Annotated in this window: 20 protein-coding genes; 4 read left to right on the plus strand and 16 right to left on the minus strand. The window is 66.5% G+C overall.

Annotated elements, in window-relative coordinates:
• On the minus strand, positions 1-1,176 hold the full coding sequence (gene efeO, locus BN973_RS16875; protein WP_407067584.1) for an iron uptake system protein EfeO: 1,176 nt from the start codon (positions 1,174-1,176) through the stop codon (positions 1-3).
• A gap of 28 nt (positions 1,177-1,204) precedes the next feature.
• A complete protein-coding gene (gene efeU, locus BN973_RS16880) occupies positions 1,205-2,812 on the minus strand; it encodes an iron uptake transporter permease EfeU (RefSeq protein WP_036469539.1) in 1,608 nt (535 codons plus the stop codon).
• Between the two features lie 114 nt (positions 2,813-2,926).
• Between efeU and BN973_RS16885 the strand changes: the two genes are divergently transcribed.
• Complete coding sequence (locus BN973_RS16885) at positions 2,927-3,367, plus strand: hypothetical protein (RefSeq protein ID WP_036469541.1); 441 nt, start codon at positions 2,927-2,929, stop codon at positions 3,365-3,367.
• On the opposite strand, the gene BN973_RS16890 is transcribed toward BN973_RS16885, so the two are convergent.
• Positions 3,336-4,169 (minus strand): DUF3097 domain-containing protein, encoded by an 834-nt coding sequence (locus BN973_RS16890; RefSeq protein ID WP_036469542.1) that lies wholly within the window; start codon positions 4,167-4,169, stop codon positions 3,336-3,338. The genes BN973_RS16885 and BN973_RS16890 overlap by 32 nt on opposite strands.
• 286 nt (positions 4,170-4,455) lie before the next feature.
• Here BN973_RS16890 and BN973_RS16895 point away from each other — a divergent pair, with 286 nt between their 5' ends.
• On the plus strand, positions 4,456-4,743 hold the full coding sequence (locus BN973_RS16895; protein ID WP_036469545.1) for a DUF3349 domain-containing protein: 288 nt from the start codon (positions 4,456-4,458) through the stop codon (positions 4,741-4,743).
• Here BN973_RS16895 and BN973_RS16900 read toward each other — a convergent pair.
• Genes BN973_RS16900 through BN973_RS16925 form a run of 6 tightly spaced genes read right to left on the minus strand, consistent with a single transcriptional unit; the run spans position 4,740 to position 10,883 of the window.
• On the minus strand, positions 4,740-5,696 hold the full coding sequence (locus tag BN973_RS16900) for a patatin-like phospholipase family protein (RefSeq protein WP_036469547.1): 957 nt from the start codon (positions 5,694-5,696) through the stop codon (positions 4,740-4,742). The genes BN973_RS16895 and BN973_RS16900 overlap by 4 nt on opposite strands.
• A complete protein-coding gene (locus tag BN973_RS16905; protein WP_036469550.1) occupies positions 5,693-6,763 on the minus strand; it encodes an ABC transporter ATP-binding protein in 1,071 nt (356 codons plus the stop codon). Before BN973_RS16905 ends, BN973_RS16900 begins: the two co-directional genes overlap by 4 nt.
• Before the next feature lie 3 nt (positions 6,764-6,766).
• Entirely contained in the window at positions 6,767-7,609 is an 843-nt protein-coding gene (locus BN973_RS16910) for a carbohydrate ABC transporter permease (protein WP_036469553.1), read from the minus strand.
• Positions 7,596-8,558: a carbohydrate ABC transporter permease gene (locus BN973_RS16915; protein ID WP_036472583.1), complete on the minus strand. Its 963-nt coding sequence runs from the start codon at positions 8,556-8,558 to the stop codon at positions 7,596-7,598. The genes BN973_RS16910 and BN973_RS16915 overlap by 14 nt, the downstream gene beginning before the upstream one ends.
• Positions 8,559-8,566: 8 nt before the next feature.
• A complete protein-coding gene (locus BN973_RS16920) occupies positions 8,567-9,892 on the minus strand; it encodes an ABC transporter substrate-binding protein (RefSeq protein ID WP_036469555.1) in 1,326 nt (441 codons plus the stop codon).
• A complete protein-coding gene (locus tag BN973_RS16925; protein ID WP_036469557.1) occupies positions 9,882-10,883 on the minus strand; it encodes a sigma-70 family RNA polymerase sigma factor in 1,002 nt (333 codons plus the stop codon). The genes BN973_RS16920 and BN973_RS16925 overlap by 11 nt, the downstream gene beginning before the upstream one ends.
• Positions 10,884-11,058: 175 nt before the next feature.
• On the opposite strand from BN973_RS16925, the gene BN973_RS16930 reads away from it, so the two are divergent.
• Complete coding sequence (locus BN973_RS16930) at positions 11,059-11,415, plus strand: DoxX family protein (protein WP_036469560.1); 357 nt, start codon at positions 11,059-11,061, stop codon at positions 11,413-11,415.
• Here the strand turns inward: BN973_RS16930 and BN973_RS16935 are convergent.
• The 3 genes from BN973_RS16935 to pncA form a co-directional block, all read right to left on the minus strand.
• Positions 11,412-11,984 carry a hypothetical protein gene (locus tag BN973_RS16935; protein ID WP_036469563.1) on the minus strand — a complete coding sequence of 191 codons (573 nt, stop codon included), beginning with the start codon at positions 11,982-11,984 and terminating at the stop codon, positions 11,412-11,414. The two genes, BN973_RS16930 and BN973_RS16935, sit on opposite strands and share 4 nt — an antisense overlap.
• Before the next feature lie 73 nt (positions 11,985-12,057).
• Positions 12,058-12,858, minus strand: coding sequence for a ketosteroid isomerase family protein (locus tag BN973_RS16940; RefSeq protein WP_036469565.1), 801 nt, complete (start codon positions 12,856-12,858; stop codon positions 12,058-12,060).
• The gene (gene pncA, locus BN973_RS16945; RefSeq protein WP_156959179.1) at positions 12,858-13,418 is read right to left on the minus strand and encodes a pyrazinamidase PncA; all 561 of its coding nucleotides are present in this window, start codon (positions 13,416-13,418) and stop codon (positions 12,858-12,860) included. Before pncA ends, BN973_RS16940 begins: the two co-directional genes overlap by 1 nt.
• Positions 13,419-13,494: 76 nt before the next feature.
• On the opposite strand from pncA, the gene BN973_RS16950 reads away from it, so the two are divergent.
• A complete protein-coding gene (locus BN973_RS16950) occupies positions 13,495-14,448 on the plus strand; it encodes a DoxX family protein (protein ID WP_036469569.1) in 954 nt (317 codons plus the stop codon).
• A gap of 4 nt (positions 14,449-14,452) precedes the next feature.
• On the opposite strand, the gene BN973_RS16955 is transcribed toward BN973_RS16950, so the two are convergent.
• From BN973_RS16955 to BN973_RS16970, 4 genes are read right to left on the minus strand one after another with little or no spacing between them, the layout of a single operon-like run.
• Positions 14,453-14,914, minus strand: coding sequence for a gluconokinase (locus tag BN973_RS16955; RefSeq protein WP_084163630.1), 462 nt, complete (start codon positions 14,912-14,914; stop codon positions 14,453-14,455).
• Between the two features lie 38 nt (positions 14,915-14,952).
• Entirely contained in the window at positions 14,953-16,953 is a 2,001-nt protein-coding gene (locus tag BN973_RS16960; RefSeq protein ID WP_036469573.1) for a DUF7064 domain-containing protein, read from the minus strand.
• A gap of 38 nt (positions 16,954-16,991) precedes the next feature.
• The gene (locus BN973_RS16965; RefSeq protein ID WP_036469575.1) at positions 16,992-18,497 is read right to left on the minus strand and encodes a carboxylesterase/lipase family protein; all 1,506 of its coding nucleotides are present in this window, start codon (positions 18,495-18,497) and stop codon (positions 16,992-16,994) included.
• Positions 18,498-18,511: 14 nt separating this feature from the next.
• Entirely contained in the window at positions 18,512-19,582 is a 1,071-nt protein-coding gene (locus BN973_RS16970; protein WP_198048941.1) for an IS110 family RNA-guided transposase, read from the minus strand.
• Positions 19,583-19,694: the final 112 nt, after the last annotated feature.

Below are 19,694 nucleotides of genomic sequence, written 5' to 3' on the forward strand. Positions count from 1 at the left end.
TCAGTTCGTTGAGACCACTTTTTGAGCGACGGTGGACAGGCTCTGGTGCAGCGGCTGAATCACCGCGGTCAATTTCGTTGCGTCGCTGGCCTGTAGCGCCGGAGTGTAGGTCCGGTAGCCGCCCAGCGCCGACGGGTCGCGATAGCCGTCCAGAACATTCAGTACCGCCCGGAACTGCTGATCGATCTGACTGACCAGATTGGCGTCGATCTTCTCCAGGCCCGGACGCAGCGAAGCGTAAGCCTGTTGCGCGCCTTCGACATTGCCGGAGAAGTCGACCAGGTCAATGTGACTGAACGCCTCTTCTTCGCCGGTGATCTTCGTGTTCTGCACCTCCTCGATCAAATCGCTTGCGCCGTTGGCCAAATCCTCCGGCTTGTACTGCAGGCCCGCGACAACATCCTTCAATTTGCCGACGTTGGTCACCAACTCGGTGCTCAAGGCCTTGGTACCGGGAGTGATCGCGTTACCCTGCCACAGGTCTCGCTCGATGGCGTGGAAGCCCTTCCATCCGACCTTGGCGTCGACGGGGGTCGACGCGCGCATGTCGATCAGATAGTCCAGGCTGCCGGCATTGTCGCCGACCGCGAAGCCCGGCAGCACGAAGCCTTCGACGGTGGATTCCGCACGCTCGTAGAACAGCCGGGCTTTGGCGTAGGCTGCCTTGGCGGCGTCGAGGTTGCCCGCCTGGATCGCCGCGTCGAGTGCCTTGACCCCGTCGCCGAGTTGGCCGATCTGGTTGACGATGTAGGTCGCGTAGTCCTTGGTGCCCTGGCGCAGGATGCTCGCCACCGTGCCCGTCGGCCCGGCCGGTGCCTGACCCGTCACCGTCAGGGTTTGGTATTCGGTGCTCGCACCGGGGCAATACAGCTGGTACGAACCGCCATCCAGCGTGATGGTGAACGACACCGGATCCAGGCCGGGCGCTAGGTTCTCCTTCTCCCCGACGATGCGCTGGTCCCGCAGCAATTCCACCTCGGTGATGCCCGGCGCGCTGGTGTTGACGACGGTGAAGGTCACCGGCCCGGCGGGCACGCTGGAGGTGTCCAGGGAGCAGCCGTCTTTTCCGCCACTGTTGGCCATCGTCACCTTGACCGCCTTGGCGCCGCCGCTCTTCGATGGGCTCGAGGAGCTGTTCGAGTGGCCGCAACCGGGCGCCACGAACACCGAGACCACAACCAAAAGCGATGCGGTCAACCAGAATTCACGAGACCGCCACCTTGCCCGGCCGGTGCGATTCGCTATCACTCGTTTCCCTCTCTTGTTCGGCTCGCGCGTCGCCGCGCATCGAGACAATGGCGGCAGTTGCACTGGCCAGCGCAAAGCAGGCTAGTACCACCGGAAGCCAGATTCGCCACAGCTGGCGCTCCGCGTGTTTCCGGGTGCTCGCGGCGATCTGGGCCGCCGTCGCCTGGTCTTCGACACCGGCCGTCGACCAGTCCGTCGGTAGCCCGCCAAGGCTGACGGTCTTGGCCCCGGTCAGCCCGCCGCCGGTCAGGATCGCGGTGCGGCTGCTCGACGCGTGCGCACTCAGCACGGAATCACCGTGCGCGAACACGGTATACACGGTCGTCGTTGCCCATTGCCCGACAAACGGCCCCGGAGTGCGGCCGACCGAGAGACCGACCGGCAGCCGCCCTCCCGTCATGCTCACCAACTGATCCAGCGTGACTGCCGGCGCGCCATCGGCCCCGGCGGGCTCGGAGGCCTGCCACTCCTGGACCGGCAACCCGTCCAGGGTTCGATCGCCTACCGGGACAAGCAGGATGCCGGGCTGGTTCGCGGCGCCGTCGGAGATGACCAGCTCGCGTCCGTGTGGCCCGAGCCTCATCGACACCTGCGCGGTGTGCCCGGAGCGGTCGGTGACGGTGCGCACCCGCGCGATCGGTGCGGCGCCACCGGCGGGCGGCGCGATCGCCAGCACCGCCGCGACGATAGACAGCACCGCGCAAGCGGCCAGCTGCAGCCGGCAACGGGCCCGTGGCGTCGCGGCCAGGCGCGCGGGCCACAGGAAGACGACCAGCACCGGCACCGCGTACAGGAGCCAGCCCAGCACCTCGATGAGGCGCGGGTCGGTGGGGATGCCGAACACGCCGGCGAGCAGGGCGCCCAGCACGGACTGACTCGGAATCCAGCCCGAGAAGTCCAGCACCTGCCGCTGGCCGATGTTCACCCAGCCCGCCTCGTGTGCGGTGCGCAGTGCCCCGAGCACCAGTCCGGCCGCGATCAGCACCAAAAACACGCCGGTGATTCGGAAGAAGCGGCCGAGATTGAGCTTCAGCCCGCCCAGGTACAGACCGACTCCCAACACGATCGACGCCCCGAGCCCGACCGCGCCGCCCAGCACGGCGAACCACCGGTTGCCGTGCGAGGTCTGCGCCGCCGCCAACAGGAACACCGAGGTCTCGAACCCCTCCTTGAGCACGGCCAGAAAAGCCATCGCTGCGAGCGCGAGCGCACCGCCACGGTTGAGCGCCTGTTGGGCTTCGCGCTCGAGTTCACCCTTGAGCCGCGCGGCATTGCGGTTCATCCAAATGATCATCGACGTCACGAACACCACGGCAATGGCGTCGATGACCGTCTCCATCATCTCCTGCTGGGCCTGCGGCAACGTCGCCGAAAACAGATCCAGTCCGACACCGACCGCGACGCTGATCAGCACCGCCAAGGCCACCCCGGCGAACATCGGACGAGTCGATTGCGCATTTCGCTTGAGGAACGCGGCAACGATGCTCACGATGAGCGTCGCCTCCAGGCCTTCGCGTAGGCCGATGAGGAACGTGCCGAGGAAAACGCCGAATACGCCCTGCATACGTCCGATTCCCGTCCCGTGGCTCGGAACCCTGACTTAGCCTACCCTAACTTCGGCTTGAGCCCGTGTCACTTCTCGCGTCACATCGAGCGTCGGTGCGCCGTCATAAAGGGCATGAACCCCATCCTTTTCCGCGTTTTCCTGTTCGTGCTGACGCTCAGCGGCGCGTTCGTCGGAGGCTGGGCGTATTTCGCCCCGCTGAATTGGTACAACACCTTTCCCGGCATGGGTATGCGGTGGCTTCCCGTCCTCGGCCCGTACAACGAGCATCTGGTCGCGGACGTCGGCGGCATGTACCTGGCGCTGACCGCACTGGGCGCGCTGACGCTGGTCTATCTCTCGAATCGGACGCTGCGGCTGGTCACCGCGGTGAGCTGGACGACCTTCAACCTGCTGCACCTGATCTATCACCTGAGGATGCTGCACATGTACGGCCCCCGCGACGCCATCCTCAACGTGGTCGCGCTGGGCACGGTTCTGCTCTGCTCCGCGGCGCTGGCACTACCCGCCCGGTCGAACGACGTCAGTGGCCTGGCTCGGTCACGAAGTCGATGAGTTCTTCGACCTTGCCGATCAGCGCGGGTTCCAGATCGTTCCAGTCGCGCACCCGCGACCGGATACGCTGCCACGCCCTGGCGATGTCGGCCTGGCTGGCGTGCGGCAACCGCAGCGCCTGGCACGCACCGTGCTTCCAGTCGATGGACCGCGGCACCTCGGGCCAGGCCGCCAGGCCGAGCCGCTGCGGCTTCACCGCCTGCCAGATGTCGACATACGGGTGGCCGACGACGAGCGTGTCGGGGCCGCCCGGTCCCCGTCGCACGGCCTCGGCGATGCGCGCCTCTTTCGACCCCGCGACGAGGTGATCGACAAGAACGCCGAGCCGGCGGCCAGGGCCGGGAGCGAACTCCGCCACGATGCCCACCAGGTCGTCGACGCCACCGAGATGCTCGACGACGACACCCTCGATGCGCAGGTCCTCGCCCCAGACCTGCGCAATCAGTTCCGCATCGTGACGGCCCTCGACATAGATCCGGCTGGCACGCGCGACCCGGGCACGTGCGCCCGGGACCGCGACGGAGCCCGAGGCCGTGCGGTTCGCAGCGGCCGGTGTCGCGCGGCGCGGCGCGGTGAGGATCACCGGACGCCCCTCCAGCAGGTAACCCGGCCCCAGCGGAAAGCCGCGGACGTGACCGCGCCGGTCCTCGAGGTCGACGCGTCCGTACTCGACCCGGACCACCGCACCGACGTAGCCGGTCTCCACGTCTTCGACGACGAGGCCGAGATCAGCGGGGTGTTCGGTCGAGCGGGGCTGGCGCCGGCCGGCGGCCAGAACGTCGGTTCCGTAGCGATCCATCACGCGGCAATCCTAGGAACGCTCACGGCCAAAATCCGTGATCGGCACGCCCGTGCGCGCGGCCGTCGATGCCGCGACACTTAAACGGTTGCGACGACACGCCGCGGCGGGTCGCAATGGATTAAGTCTCGAGGACGCCAGCGCCGTCCGCCCACACCGAGCGGGCGCTAATAAATGGAAAAGATCAGGGCGATCGGCGTCAGGACCGCGTTGCCTTAGCTTACAAACGACATGGTGGCTGCTAACTTACTTAGAGCGTTTAACGCACCGCAGTTGATGAGGTGGAGTCATGGGGATGGCCGATCTGGTGTCGAGGGCTGTCGCGTTTCTGCGCGCCGGCTACCCGACCGGAATGCCCGCGACCGGCTATCTGCCGCTCGCGGCGCTGTTGCCCCGCCGGGTAACCGACGACGAAATCGTCACTATCACAAGCGAATTCATGGCCCCGCAGCCGGCTCCGGTCAGCGCCGTCGACATCGGAGTCGCGATCTTTCGGGTCACCAACGCGATGCCGTCACTCGACGACATCGAGCGCGTCGAGTTACGGCTCGATGCGATGGGGCGCACGCGGCGTTAGTCCGGTGCACCCGGGCCGCCGCAGGCCGCCAGATAGTCGGCATAGTTCCAGCTTTTCAAGAACTCCTGGCCGGCGACCAATCCGCGCTGGTAGAGGGCGTCGCGCTGGTCGGCGGTGATGTCGAAGTCGATCGGGCTCACCTCCTCGGCGGGTACGAAGATGGTGCGCCGCACCGTGCAGGGATCGTCGATGTAGGCGTTGTCCTGATTGCTCACCAACGTCTCGATCGCGGCGATGCCCAACGAAACCGGACCATGCACCGGATGGGTGGGCGGAATGCCCGGCCGCGCCGAGAGCCGGACCCCGAACGTCGGCCACCGCGGCTGGGGCCGGTCGAACAGCGCCACCGGAAAGCTCGACAACAGCCCGCCGTCGACCCACGTGGCGCCGGCGACCCGCACCGGCTCGAACACGTACGGAATAGCCGCCGAGGCGTGCACCGCACGTGCCACCGAGAATTCGTTCGGGTCGATCCCGTAGGAGTCCAGATCCCACGGGATGCGCACCAGCCGCCGACGGGACAGATCGCTGGCGGTGACGACCAGCGACCAGGCAAACTGCTCGGGTTCCTCGCCGGTGTGCAAATCACCGAAGGTCCGCACTCCGAGGTCGCCGAGCAGGCCGGCCAGCAGGTGCTCGAGATAGGCGCCCCGATAGACGCCATCCGATACCAGCAGCGACAGACCCCCACCGATCAGCGGTACGTGGCCGAGCACGTTGCGGTCCAAGAACTTTCGGTAGTCCAGCGAGCGCATGATCTCGGCGAGCCGGGTCAGTGGTTCGCCCGCCGCCTGCAGGGCGGCCACCAGCGACGCGACGATCGCACCCGCGCTCGTCCCGGCGACGCGCGGAAACCGATAACCGGCCGCGGCCAGCGCGTCCACCGCCCCGACCAGTCCGATGCCCCGGACGCCACCGCCCTGGCAGACCAGATCGACGGGTTCGGTGCTCATGAGAGGCGCTCGCCGTCGACGCCGAAGAAATGCACGTGCCCGACCTCTGGATGCAACCGCACCCGACTGCCCTTCTGGGGCGGATTGCGCCCGTCGGCGCGGGCGACGACGTCTTGATCGATTGCCTTCGCGGAGTCGGTGATGCGGCCATACAGATAGGCGTCGGCTCCGAGCTCCTCGACGACGTCGACCTCCATCTCGACACCGAGGCCGCCCAGCTCAAAGTGCTCCGGACGGACGCCTACCACGATCTCACTCGCCCTGTCGGCAATGCCGCGAGGTAGCTGGATCGGCCAATCCCCCAGCGACACGGCGGAATCCACGATCGGCAACCTGAACAGGTTCATCGCGGGCGACCCGATGAATCCGGCCACGAACACGTTGGCGGGATTGCGATAGAGCTCGCGCGGCGCCGCGAACTGCTGCAGCACGCCGTCGCGTAGCACCGCCACGCGATCACCCATGGTCATGGCCTCGACCTGGTCGTGCGTGACGTACACCGTCGTGGTCTCAAGCCGCCGCTGCAACGCGGCGATCTGGTTGCGGGTTTGCACCCGCAGTTTGGCGTCGAGATTCGACAGCGGCTCGTCCATCAGGAATACCTGCGGGCGCCGCACGATCGCGCGTCCCATCGCCACTCGCTGACGTTGCCCACCGGAGAGGTCCTTGGGTTTGCGATCCAGATATGGTTCCAGATCAAGCAATTTCGCCGCGGCGAGAACCCGGTCGGTGATCTCAGCCTTCGGGGTCTTCGCGATCTTCAACGCGAAACCCATGTTCTGTGCGACCGTCATATGCGGGTACAGCGCGTAGTTCTGGAACACCATCGCCACATCGCGATCCTTGGGATCGACATGGGTCACGTCGCGCGCGCCAATGCGGACACAGCCGGCGTCCAGCGTCTCCAACCCCGCCACCATCCGCAGCGAGGTCGTCTTGCCACATCCCGATGGTCCGACCAGAACGACGAACTCGCCGTCACCGACCGACAAGTCGAGTCCATCCAGCGCGGGGCGTTCCGCGCCCGGGAAGTATCGCGTCGCTTGCTCCCAACTCACCGACGCCACGGCTCACCCACCAAGCCCGGTCACGGCGATGCCGCGCACAAAGGAACGCTGCGCGACCGCGTAGATGATCACCAACGGCACCATGATCATGATCGAGGCGGCCATGATGATCGGCCAGCGGGCGACGTACTCCCCCCGCAACCGCACCAGGCCGAGAGTCAGCGTGGCCAGGCTGTTGCGCTGAATCATCAACAGTGGCCACAGAAAGTCATTCCAGACGTTGACCCAGGTGAGCACCGCAAGCACCATCACGGCGGGTCTGGCATGGGGCAACAGAATCCGCCAGTAGATCTGCCACGGCGAGCAACCGTCGAGAATCGCGGCCTCCTCGAGATCGCTCGGCAGCGTTTGGAAGAACTGCCGCATCAGGTAGGTGCCGAACGCGCTGCCGAACAAGCCGGGCACGATCATCGCCCAGGGAGTATCGACCCATCCGACCGTCCGCATCAGGATGAACTGCGGAATCACCGTCACGGTCAGCGGCACCATGAGCGTCCCCAGGTACAACACGAACAGCGTGTCGCGGCCGCGGAATTGCAGCCGCGCGAAGGCATATCCGGCCAGTGAGCAGAAGAAGACCTGTCCGGCGGTCACGCATCCGGCGTACAGCACGGTGTTGAAGAACATCCGCCAGAACGGCATCACGTCGAACACCTCGGCGTAGTTCGACCACCGCGGGTGCGACGGCAGCAGGTTCGGCTCGCTGATCTCGCCCTCCCGCTTCAGCGAGCCGGACACCGCCCAGGCGATCGGGAAAAGCCAGCACCAGGCGATGGCGATCAGCGCGGTGTAGAGGACCACGGCGCGAAAAACACTGCGCTTGAACACTTTCTCAGCTAAGGCCACGCGAAGCCTCCCACGACCGCCGGTGCGTCAACCGCAACTGCACAATCGTCAATACCAGCAGAATCGCGAACATCACCCACGCCAGGGCCGACGCGTACCCGAATTCCAGGAACCAGAAAGCGTGCTGGAACAGCATGATCCCGAGCACATAGGTCGACGTCTCCGGGCCGCCGTTGGAACCGTTGAGCACATACACCATGTCGAACGCCTGGAACGCGTGGATGATCGAGATCACGACGACAAACGACACCGCACCGCGGATCAGCGGCACCGTGATCGACCAGAACTGCCGTATCTCCCCCGCGCCGTCGATTTTGGCTGCCTCGTAGACGGTTTGCGGCACTCCTTGCATCGCCGCCAGCAGGATGATGGTCGCGAACGGCACACTGCGCCACACCGAGAGCATGCACAGCGAGGCCATCGCCCAGTTCGGGTCGACCAGCCACGGCACCGGACCCAGGCCCACCCAGCCGAGCATGATGTTGAGCAACCCGTTGTCGGTGTTGAAGACGAACTGCCAGACGACCGCCAGCACCACCGACGATATCGCCAGGGGCATGAAGACGATGGTGCGAACAACGGCTATGCCCTTGGCTTTCCGGTTCAGCACGGCCGCGACGACGAGACTTATGGCGACGGTGGGTATCACCGTTCCGAGGGTGAACACGATGGTGTTGCGGATCGCGATCAAGAACAACGGGTCGGTTGTGAAAAGGTCCGCGAAGTTCGCCCACCCCACGAACTTTGGTGGCGTGAACACGTCCCACTGCTGAAAGCTCATGTACAGCGAGAATCCGAGCGGAAACAGCATGAACACTGCGACCGCGGCCAGGTTCGGCGCGACGAACAGGCGTCCGGCCCATGCGCGCCGCCGGGACGGATAGGGTCCCTGGGGACGGCGTTTCGCGGGGGCCGAGGTGAGCACGGCTGATTTGTCCACCGTGGTCATGAGCTTTGTCATGGGCTTCGCAGCACCTCGTCAACTGCGACCGACAACTCGGTCAGCGATGTCGCGGGGCGCGCGCCACGCAAGACGGGTCCCAAGTTGCGATCCATCAGCGCAACCACCTTTTCCCACGCCGGGGTCACCGGCAAGCCTTCGGAATGCGACGGCCCGTCGGTGAGCACCGTGAGGTTGCGAATCCGCCGATGGGCCCTGGCGAATCCCTCCGAGGCCAGCACGGACCGCAACACCGGTACGAAGAGGCAGGATTCGGCGATGATCGCCTGGCCGATGGGACCGCAGGCGAACTTGACGAATTGCCAGGCCTGGTCCTTGTGTCGGCTGCTCGCCGAGATGGACAGTCCGGTGGTGCCGATGTTGGAGCGAGCGGGCTGCCCGCCGGGCAGCGACGGCCCCACCGGCAGCGGAGCGACATCGAAATCCAATTCCTCGGCACCGATAAAGGTCTGATATCGCCAGTGACCCCCCAGCGCGATCGCCGCCTTGCCCGCGGCGAACAGGTCGGGTGTCGACATCGACTGCACCTCGGACGCATTGGGTGCGACCCTGTGCTTGTTCGACAGGTCGGCGTAAAACTGCACCGCCTCCATGAACGCCGGGTTGTCGAAATTGAAGTGGGTCGGATTGCGCCGCGGCGTCGCCCACGGTACGCCATTGTTCATCGCGAACAATCCCGCCGAGTAGTACGAGACAAAAGTGTTGACGAAACCCCACTGCGTGACTCGCCCCGATCCGTCTCGTTTGGTCAACGCCTTGGCGGTGTCCAGGAATTCGGCGAAAGTCCACGGTTTGTCCCAGCCCGCCGGCGGGGGCGCCACACCCGCTTCCGCGAAGAGCCGCGTGTTGTAGAACAAGTAATTCCCGGACCACTGCTCCGGAAAGGCGGATTGCTCACCGTTGAACGCGAAGGTGTCATACAGCGGCGCGACGCTGTCCGCCTTCAATTGGGCGGCGAAGTCTTGGTCGCGGGCCAAGTAGTCGTTCAGGTCCAGCAGCACTCCCCGCGCGGCCAACTCGGCATAGCTCAGCTCCCACGTCTGCAGCACGTCGGGGCATTTGCCACCCGCGCAGAACGTGGACAACTGCTGCATCACGCCCGGCCCGGACCGCACCGCCCGAACCTTGATGTCGGGGTGGCGGCGCTGGAATTCGTCGACGACGCGCAGCCGGGCCGCGGCCTCGTCCGGGTTGGCGGCGAAGAAGAACGTCACCGCGTCGTCATCGGAAGCACAACCGCCGGCCCACGGCGCCAGAGCCGCGGCGGTGAGCGCGCCGGCGCCCCGCATCAAGCTCCGCCGCCCGAACGGCTTATCGAGCATCCTGCTCCCGTTCTCGCCCCGTCTCCGACGACCCCACCGGCCGTGTCCCATGTCCTTGGTACCTGATGGGTCTGGAATCTGCCTGAGGCAGCCACCCCGGTAACGCCAAAACCGCCCGGCGCAGCTCAGCCGCGTCGGCGCTGATGTCAATGGCGTGAATGCGGTTGTCGGCGCCGATACCGAGCCGCAGCAGGATCTGCGCGCGCCCGCGCGGCGCGATCACGATGCCGGGAACGCCGTCGATCAGCAGCACGACGCCGGCCCGGGCGCGCCGGGCGAATCGACGTGTCTCCTCGGCGACCTCGCGGGCCCCACGCAACTCGGCCGCCACATCCTCGGGAACCAACGCGCGATCGACCCTGCGCACCACCTCGGGGGCCAGCAGCTCGAGCAACGCGGCGATATCACCGCCGCGCGAGGCCGCCAGGAACGCCTCCACGATCTCGAGGTGCCGGGCCGGCCGGCGAGGTCGGGCGGCCGACCCCCCGTGCAGTCGCGCCCGGGCCCGACTGGCCAGCTTCTTCGCCGCCGCCGGTGACCGGTCCAGCACCTCGCCGATCGTCTCGAAGGGCATGGCGAAAACATCGTGCAGGACGAACGCGACACGTTGCGCGGGTGAGAGGCGATCAAGCACGACCAGCATCGCGCTGTCCACCGAGTCGGCCAGCAGTGCGTCCTCGTCCGCCGCGGCGGTGGTTGCCAGCCGGTCGAGTTCTGCCGCGTCGGCCAACGGTTGCTCGGCGCGGCGCTTGCGCGCCCGAAGCTGGTCGAACGCCTCGTGTGCGGTGATCGTCGTGAACCAACCCGTCAGGTTGGCGATCTCGCCGATGCCGTCCGCACGGCTGGCCTTCAGCCACGCGGACTGCACGGCGTCGTCGGCATCCGGGATCGAGCCGAGCAGCCGGAACGCCACGGCCCGCAAGTGCTGACGGTCGGCATCGAACCGCTGTGCCAGGTCGGCGAGGTCCACCAGATTTCCGGGTGCGTTCATGGGTCACCTTTTCCGCGCGGGAGTCGTCAAGAAGATGACCGCATCGATCGAACTCTCTGCACCAAAGGGACCAGCACCATGACCCTACCGATTGTGCGCCGCCGTGCGCGCAGCAGCCACGCGGCTCGCCGCTGCGGAAAGAGCTGCACCGCAACAGGAAAAGGAAGTGATTCGAATGCACACCGCATCCCTGGTGGTCACCCTGATCACCGCGATCGTTACCGGTGGGATCGCCGTCGCCGACCTGATCCCCGCCAAATTCGTCCTGGCGAATTCGGCCGAGGTGGGGGTGCCTCGTTCGTGGCTACCGGCGCTGGGGCTGACGAAGCTGGCCGGGGCCGTCGGACTGGTTGCCGGGCTGGTGGGTCTGCCGGCGTTGGGTATCGCGGCCGCGGCCGGCCTGGTCCTCTTCTTCGTCGGTGCGGTGCTGACTCACCTCAGGGCGCACGTCTTGTACAACATCGCCTTTCCCGGCGCGTATCTGTGCCTGTCAGCAGCGTCGCTGGCGCTGCTGGTGAGTGAGCGCCATTAGCCGGTCACGCGGCTCTTGACCGCGTCGTCCTGCTTCTTGGCCACCTCGAGCACGAAGTCCTGCGGAGCGGCGTCGTTGGGTCCGCTGGCGAACTGCAGGTCGACGACGACCTTGCCCTCGGAAAACACGACGTAAGTCACCGATTTGGTGTTATCCGGCGACGGACCGACCACGATCGCCCCGTTGGACCCCACGTCGAGCGGCTGGGCAGTGCCCGTGACGTACTTACCCAGCCCGGCCTGCCTGTCCTTGGCGCCTTGGGCGGCCGCAGCCGGGTCGGTATAGACGATCAGCAGGTCATCGATCGTGTGGGTCTTGGAGGTGTTGCTGAAGGTGACCTTTGCGCCGGCGACGCCGCCGGGGTTCTGTTGCGGCGGACCCAATGTGGTGTCGGCGCCGATGTCACTGGCCGAGATCAGCAAGTTGGTGTAGTCGGCCAGTGGCGCGGAACGCGCGGGCGGCGCACTCGATGACGGAGACGAGGACTTTTCGTCTTTGCCACAGGCGGTCGTGACGGTCAGCAACGCGGTGATCGCCAGCCCAACACCAACGGTTCGTATCACAGTCATCCCTCGCCTCCGTTGCGTTACGGCTATTTCTACGGCACCCGTCACCTCCTCGGCAATGCATGCCTTCGGCCGGTCAGGCGGGAAAGTAACGGATCTGCTTGATCGCCTGGCCCCGCCACGCCACGTCGGCGAACATGATGCCGCGCCCGTGCGGTGAGTTGGACGAGACGGTGACGGCGGACCCCGCACCAATCGTCTTGTTCCAGGTCGCCCCGTTGAGTTCCGCCGCGAGTTCGGCGACGTCGAGCGGATCGTTGTCACCTAAAGTGATTGCGGCAGAAGGTGATAGCGCGTGAGCAGCAGCCGACGTGTCACCGCGCGAAACGGCGGCGAGGAATGTCTGCACGAGCCTTCGATGCCGCGCGCCCGCCCGGCGAAAGCCGCTCAGGAAGCCCGCGGTTCCCCGCAGCCCTTGGTTGCTCAGCAAATCTCGCGACAATGCCATGGCGGGTGATACGGCCGAGGATCCAGTCCGCAGAAACTGCAGCATCATCGCGGGCAGCTCCCAGTACGCCCGCAGCTGGGCAATCCGCCACCCTCCGTTCGCTTCTCGAAGGTCGTAGCGCAGGAACGCGGGGATATACATCGTTACGGCCGCACCCATCGACACTTCGAGTTCGAGGTCGCGCAGCACGACGGTGCCGAAGACGATGTCGAGATCGCGATGGAATTTGATGTCGCGCGGGCCGATGAAGGTGTCGTAGAAGTTCCCGATCCGCACCCGGCCCTGGTGCGCCCGCGCGCCGACCGGGTCTTCGATGCGGCCGTCGTCGGTGAACAGCCCCACCCATCCGGCGCGGTCGTGCGCGGCGGCCGCCTGTGGCGACCGCTCCACCGCCGCCAACAGGGACTCTCGATCCAGTGGCACCACCATCAGGAATCCTCGACCAATTCGACTCCGGCACATCGCATCTCGGCCAGAGCTTGCGCGGCGGAACTCCGGTCCACCGCCGCGGTGAGGTCCACCAGCACCCGGGTACTCAGGCCGTTGCGTGCCGCGTCCTCGGCCGTCCGCTTGACGCAGTGGTCGGTGGCGATGCCGACGACGTCGACCTCGTCGACGCCCCGGCGCCGCAACCACTCGAGCAATGCGGTCCCGTTCTCGTCCGCGCCCTCGAAGCCGCTGTAGGCCGCGGCGTGCTCACCCTTACGGAACACCGCCTCGATCGGCCGGGTGTCGAGGTCGGGACGAAATTCCACTCCGGCGGTTCCGGCGACGCAGTGCGGCGGCCACGACGACGAATAGTCCGGATGGTCGGAGAAATGGTCGCCCGGGTCGATGTGGAAGTCTTTGGTCGCCACGACGTGGTGGTAGCCGGGCTGGCGGGCCAGATAGTCGTTGATCGCCCCGGCGACCTCGGCGCCGCCGGGGACGGGCAGCGAGCCGCCCGCGCAAAAGTCGTTTTGCACGTCGACGATGATCAACGCTCGCACGCGCTCCACCATATCCGTCAGCTGCGGTGATGAGCGGGTCGGTTTGTTTGCCGATGCGCCGGGTAACCCCCCTGCCATGGTGATCCGCAGAATCGCACGTCCGCTGTTGTCGGTTGCCTTTATCGGCCAAGGAGTTGAATCCCTGCTCAATCCCAAGGCAGCTGCCGAAGCCGCAGCGCCCGCGGTGGACGGTCTGCAGGCGTTGCCGGATCAGGTGGCCCGCAAGGTGCCGACCGACCCTCAAACGTTCGCCCAGATAACCGCCGGTGTTCAGATCGGGGGTGGGCTGCTGCTCGCCACCGGAAAAATGCCGCGTGTCGCCTCGGCCGTGCTGGCGCTGACGGTGCTGCCGGCCAACTTCGGCAGCTACTCCTTCTGGAACGAGACCGACCCGGAACGCAAAGCCGAGCGTCGTCGCGAGTTCCTGAAAGACCTGAGCCTGGTCGGCGGCTTGATGATCGCGTCCGCCGATACCGCGGGCAAACCGTCGCTGGGATGGCGCGGCCGCAAGGCAGCCGAGCGTCTCTCCGACCGGGTGTCCTCGGCATTGCCCGGATCCGACGACACGTTGTTCGACGCCGACTTCGGCGAGCTCGGCGAACGAATCGCCCACGGACTGCACGTGGGCGCCGAACGCGGCCGTGAACTGGCCAGCACCGCCGCCGAGCGAGGTGCGCCGTATGCCGAGGCCGCCCTCGACCGGGGTCGCGAACTGGCCAGCACCGCCGCCGAACGGGGCGCGCCATTGGCACAAAAGGCCCGCAAGCGCGGTGAGAAACTGGCCGACGAGCTGGCCGAGAGGGCCGAAAAGGCGCGCAAGCGCAGCGAAAAGCTGGCGGACGAGGCGGCCGAGAAAGCCGGGCCGCTGGCCAAGAAGGCGCGCAAGCGTGGCGAGGAGTTGGCCAGCACGGCCCGGGAACGCGGCGAGGAGCTCGCCGAAACCGCACGCACGCACGGCAGCCAATGGGCCGACACCGCGCGCGAACGCGTTGGCGCGCCGCCCAAGAAGCGCCGCAAGCGCCCGTGGTAATCGCCTAGCCCGACAGGAAGGTGTCGACGATGGCGTCGACACCTTGGTCGATGTCGACGGTGACACCGGATTCGTCGGCGCCCAGCGGTTCCAGTGCGTCGAATTGCGACCGCAGCAATGCGGCCGGCATGAAATGGTCGGACCTGGCCGCCAACCGCGCGCCGATCAGCTCCGGTGAGCCGCGCAGATACAAGAACTCGACGCGCGGACAGTGAGCACGCAACTGGTCGCGGTAGGCGCGTTTGAGCGCCGAGCAACTCGCCACCCCGCCTTCGCGGTGATCGGCCAGCCACTCCCCGACCCTGTCGAGCCACGGATGGCGATCGTCGTCGTCCAGCGGTTGCCCGGCAGCCATCTTGGCAACGTTGGCCGGCGGATGCAGACTGTCGGCGTCGACGAACGGTACCCGCAAACGTTGTGCGAGTGCGGAACCCACTGTCGACTTGCCCGATCCGGAGACACCCATCACCACAACGGGTGACGCGCCTGCGGTCGGCACCGCGCCTAGGTCTGACGGGTGAGGTTGCGGTTCCATTCCATCCAGCCGACGCCGGTGCGGCCGTCCGCGGTGTCGATGCTGACCCAGGCGCGGGCGAACTCGCTGACCTGCCCGTCGGGCGCGGTCAGCAGCACCGGTGCGTGGCCGTGGATGTCCACCTCGCCGCTGAGCCCACCCGGTTCCAGGCTCAAGGTCATCCTGAGCGGTAAACCGTTGGTGCCGAAGGATCGTGGGTTGGTCACGGTGTGCAGTTCGGTGACGTGGTGGTCGCGGTCCTGGATGTAGCCGATGCCGACGGGCGGAACATTCGGGATGTTGATGTCCAACCCGTGCAGGTGCGTGCCGTCGCTCAGGTGCAGCGCGCTCCACATCCAGTCCATGGACCACCAGTCGCGCACACCCCATGAGTGATCTCGTTGTCCCGCAACGGAATCCATTCGGTAGGTGGTGCCGCCGACGGTGACGGTTCCCGTCACCGTGCATGGGATTTCGTAGCGCGTCGTGACCCGGTACTTGTACGGCGTGCCGTCGGTGGTCCACACCAGATTCATCGTCATGTCGACCGGTGTTCCCGGCTCGCCGCGCAACAGCGCCGACGGGTCCGGATAGGACTGACCTTTCGCCCGCACGTCAACCCGATAGGTCTGCAATGCGGCGCTGGCGGCGTGGCCGATTTCGAAGGCATCGGTGCGCAATACCCACGGGTCCTCGGGCAGCGGAACGTGGTAGTCCAGCACGGCCACCGTCGGGAGGTCGGGCCCGCACAGCAGCACCTGAACCCAGGCGACCTGCTGGTTGGCGACCAGACCGATCCGGAACCAGCCGCCGACTCCCTGTGCCGCATCGACGAAGTCGGCGTACCAGCTCTCACTCCACAGCGGTTCGTCGGTCGGGGCATGCGCGAGTTCGTCGTCGTCGGTTGGCCGCAGGGGTTCCGGCGCCACCGCGTTGGGCAGCGTGGCCAGCGCGTCGGTATCGAGCACATGATCGCAGTGCCGTTGCAGCATCGTCATGAACATCTGGTCGCCGCGCTCGGTCCGTTCCACCAGCATCGAGGAAACGATCGCCATCATCACACCGAAAAAGCCTTGGCGGCGAACACCTTCGGTGACATCGGCGAGCGTGATCGGCGCTTGCGGCCCGAGCGCCTCGTGATAGGCCCGCAGCAACACGTCGTAGTGCGCCCGGCGATCCTCCGTCGACAGTGCGCAGCCGAGAAAGTAAGCCAGGTCGGTGAACGGCGCACCCCAGGAGACGGTCTGCCAGTCGACGACGGTCAACCGGCGGTCGGCTCCGTCGGTGCCGAACAGCATGTTGTCCAGCCGGTAGTCGCCGTGGACGAGGCCCTGGATCTGGTTGCGCTCCGTTTCGGCGGCCAGATAGGCATCGAACGCGCCCACCAGGCGTTCACACACCATGCGGTGCGCCGGCGCGATCTGGTCGCCGTAGCGGTCGAGGAAGCCGGCGTAGAGCGGGGCGACCATGGCCTGGTTGAGCGGCGAATCGCGGTTGAGCCACGGCGCTTCGGCCAGCGTCGTGTCGCCGAGCAGCGGGCCGTGCAGCCGCCCCAGCTCGACAACCCCGATGGTGGCCTGTTCGATTGTGGCCCCGGCGATTTCGTTGCCGACGACCGCCGGGATGGCGTCGCCGAGCAGCAGATCGAACACGCCCGTCGAGGTGTCGATCGCGGCGTGGTAGCACGGCGCAATTGGACCGCCCAGCCGCGGCGCGATGTCGCCGTAGAAGCGAACTTCACGCTCGTAGAGGCCCAGCGCCAACCCGGTTTGCCGGCTCACCGGATCGCTGGCCGCGACCTTCAGGACCACCGACTCGGGTCCCGCGCCGGCTTCGGCGTAGGTGAGGCGCACACGGTAGCACTCGCTCATCTGGCCGGTGCCGATGCGCTCGGTTTCGAAATCGGCGACCTCGCCCGCGCCGAGCGCGGTGGTCAGCCACGAAGCCGTGAGATCACTGGGTCGTTCGACTGGCTTTGTCTCCATTGACATCCTCTGCCGAGTTTTCGCTGACGGTTTAGCGTGCCAGGTCACTGCGCCAATGAGAAGCCCGCCCAGGCCATCCGGCGATGCGGATGCGGATCGAATTCGATGCGGCTCTTGCGGTCGAAGACCATCACCGCGCGATCCTCGACGGTGTAGGCGGGCCAGTCGTCACCCGGGACCCCGCTGCGGCTGAACGCTCGCCAACGGCGTTGCACCTGGTTGCTGACCCGAAGCGCGGCGCGCTGATCGGCCGCCGCCGTCAACAACCCGCCGAGCCGGGTGCGGTAGACATCGAAGACGGCCAGCAATTCGGTGGCGTGGGTCGCGCCCAGGCCCCACCAGCGCAGCATCCGCGGCGCGTAGTCGTAGCGATACAGGTAGGTCGGCGCATGGCCGCTGTGCGCCTCGGCGAGCTGCCAGGCCGCCGAGCTGAAGGCGAAATCGCCGCCCAGTTGGATGCACGCCGAGGACGACGGATAGCCCGGGTAGGCGGCGGTAATGCGTTCGCGGGCGGCCGGTTCCACGTCGGCCAGCAGCTCTTCGATCATCGATTGATTGGTGGGCAGCATCTTCAGGAAGCGAGTGAACAACCGGCCTTCTTCGGCGTTGGTTCCGACGATCAGCGGCACCCGCTGCGCTCGACCGTGCGCCATTGCCTCGACGGGGTCTTCGGGCAGGCAGTCGTCGCCGATCACCGGGCCGATGGGAAAGGCGCCCAGCCGGTTCTTCATACCGTCGTCGATCAGCCGGTGCTGGCTCTCGACGAGTTGGGCCGCGGACGCCCGCATCAGCGCGTCGGCGGCATCCTCGGGACGCGCGCCGAGCAGGTGGGCGAATCGCGTCGCGAACTGGGCCGAAATCTCCTTCGACCGCACCAGCCCCGACGCCGGGCTTTCCGAGATCGCCCGCGCGAACAGGCCTTCCGCGGCCGGGACGGCCAATAGCGTGGCGGTGATGCACGCTCCCGCGCTTTCGCCGAAGATGGTGACGTTGCCGGGATCCCCGCCGAATTCCGCGATGTTCTGCCGAATCCACTGCAATGCCAGCACCAGGTCGCGCAGGTACAGGTTGCTGTCGATGGTGATGTCGGCGGTGGACAATGACGACAGGTCGAGGCATCCCAACGCACCCAGCCGGTAGTTGACCGACACGTACACGCACCCGCGGCGGGCCAGTGCGGCGCCGTCGTACAACGGGATCGCCGAACTGCCCATGATGTATCCGCCGCCGTGGATGAAGACCATCACCGGCAGCGGTTCGTCGTGGCCGGCTTCCGGTGTGACCACGTTGAGGGTGAGGCAGTCCTCGCTCATCGGCTGGTATCGGCCGATACCGAGCATCGTGTAGCGGCGCTGCTGGGGCGCACAGTTGGTGAATCCGTGGCAATGACGCACACCCGACCAGGGCCGCGCCGGCTGCGGCGCCTTGAAGCGCAGCCGCCCGACCGGCGGCCGGGCGTAGGGAATGGATCGCCAGCGGTTGACGCCATCGCGGGTGAAGCCTTCGACGATGCCGTCGGCGGTGCGTGCGCGGGTGGTGCGCTCGTGCATACGTTTCTCCTATGTCAAGCCGCTGCCGGTTGGCAAGGCTGATTGCGGGTTTGGTCGTCGGTGTGGAGGTGGTGGAACACCACGCGGGCCAGGCGGCGTTTGAGGCAGCGCAGGGCCTCGGTGCTGGAATCTCCGTCGGTCAGTCGCTTGCGGTAGTAGGCCTGGCCGAGTCCGTCGATGCGAATCTGGGTGACCGCGATGCGATGTAGCGCGGCATTGAGTTGCCGGTTGCCCGAGCGGGTCATGCGCACCCGACCGGCGGTGTTTCCCGACCACACTGGGATCGGTGCCACGCCGCTATGGCGGGCGAAGGCTGCCTCGCTCTTGAATCGGGTTACGCCGGCGGTTTCGCCGACCAGTTTGGCTGCGGTCAGCTCGCCGCAGCCGGGCATCGCCAACAGTGCCGGAGCGATCGCACGGACGCGTTCGCCGATGCGCTTAGCCAAACCGTTGATCATCTCGGTGAGCCGGGTGACGTCGGCCAGCTCATCACGAGCCAATTCGGCCACCAAGCCGGGCACGGTGTCCAACCACGCCCGCAGCACGTCGCGGTGCTTAGCCAGATCCAACGAAGCGGCCTTGGGCGCATGGGAAGGATCGAGTTCGTGAACTCGCCACAACAGCCGGTTGATCGTCGAGGTTCTCTGTGCCACAAGATCTTCACGCCGATCCACCAACAATTTCAATTCCCGCGATGTCTCGTCATGAGAGGCCACCGGCAAATCCGGTTCACGTAAGAACGCCCGCGCCACCGCCAACGCGTCGATCGGATCGGACTTACCCCGGGTCCGCGCCGACTTACGGGTCAGCGCCATCAACTTCGGTGCTACCCGCACCACCTTCTGACCGGTAGTCAACAGGTCGCGCTCCAAACGAGCAGACAGGTGCCGACAATCCTCGATCGCCCAGACCAGCTCCACACCGAACTGATCGCGGGCCCACCGCAATGCCCGGCGATGGCCGGCAGTTGTGGCGTCCACGACCTTCTCGCCGAGCTTTCGGCCAACCTCGTCGACGGCGACAAACGTGTGGGTGCGCTTGTGGACATCGGCTCCAACAACAACCATGGTGGTTGCCTCCTTCACTGTGAGGTGACGGTTGGGCCGGTCGGCGGACACATCTCAGTCGGGGGCGGTGCCACGCTCCTATCAAGTCACGCCGGCCGGTCCTTCACACCTGATGCCGACAAAACCCATG

The organism is Mycobacterium triplex (genome assembly GCF_000689255.1).
GTDB lineage: Bacteria > Actinomycetota > Actinomycetes > Mycobacteriales > Mycobacteriaceae > Mycobacterium > Mycobacterium triplex.

Coding starts and splice junctions, on each gene's coding strand:
- BN973_RS16950 (WP_036469569.1), top strand. CDS start 13,495: ATGGTGATCCGCAGAATCGCACGTCCGCTGTTGTCGGTTGCCTTTATC.
- BN973_RS16960 (WP_036469573.1), bottom strand. CDS start 16,953: ATGTCAATGGAGACAAAGCCAGTCGAACGACCCAGTGATCTCACGGCT.
- BN973_RS16895 (WP_036469545.1), top strand. CDS start 4,456: ATGGGGATGGCCGATCTGGTGTCGAGGGCTGTCGCGTTTCTGCGCGCC.
- BN973_RS16965 (WP_036469575.1), bottom strand. CDS start 18,497: ATGCACGAGCGCACCACCCGCGCACGCACCGCCGACGGCATCGTCGAA.
- BN973_RS16940 (WP_036469565.1), bottom strand. CDS start 12,858: ATGGTGGTGCCACTGGATCGAGAGTCCCTGTTGGCGGCGGTGGAGCGG.
- efeU (WP_036469539.1), bottom strand. CDS start 2,812: ATGCAGGGCGTATTCGGCGTTTTCCTCGGCACGTTCCTCATCGGCCTA.
- BN973_RS16900 (WP_036469547.1), bottom strand. CDS start 5,696: ATGAGCACCGAACCCGTCGATCTGGTCTGCCAGGGCGGTGGCGTCCGG.
- BN973_RS16955 (WP_084163630.1), bottom strand. CDS start 14,914: ATGGGTGTCTCCGGATCGGGCAAGTCGACAGTGGGTTCCGCACTCGCA.
- BN973_RS16935 (WP_036469563.1), bottom strand. CDS start 11,984: ATGACTGTGATACGAACCGTTGGTGTTGGGCTGGCGATCACCGCGTTG.
- BN973_RS16915 (WP_036472583.1), bottom strand. CDS start 8,558: ATGACCACGGTGGACAAATCAGCCGTGCTCACCTCGGCCCCCGCGAAA.
- BN973_RS16925 (WP_036469557.1), bottom strand. CDS start 10,883: ATGAACGCACCCGGAAATCTGGTGGACCTCGCCGACCTGGCACAGCGG.
- BN973_RS16885 (WP_036469541.1), top strand. CDS start 2,927: ATGAACCCCATCCTTTTCCGCGTTTTCCTGTTCGTGCTGACGCTCAGC.
- BN973_RS16930 (WP_036469560.1), top strand. CDS start 11,059: ATGCACACCGCATCCCTGGTGGTCACCCTGATCACCGCGATCGTTACC.
- BN973_RS16920 (WP_036469555.1), bottom strand. CDS start 9,892: ATGCTCGATAAGCCGTTCGGGCGGCGGAGCTTGATGCGGGGCGCCGGC.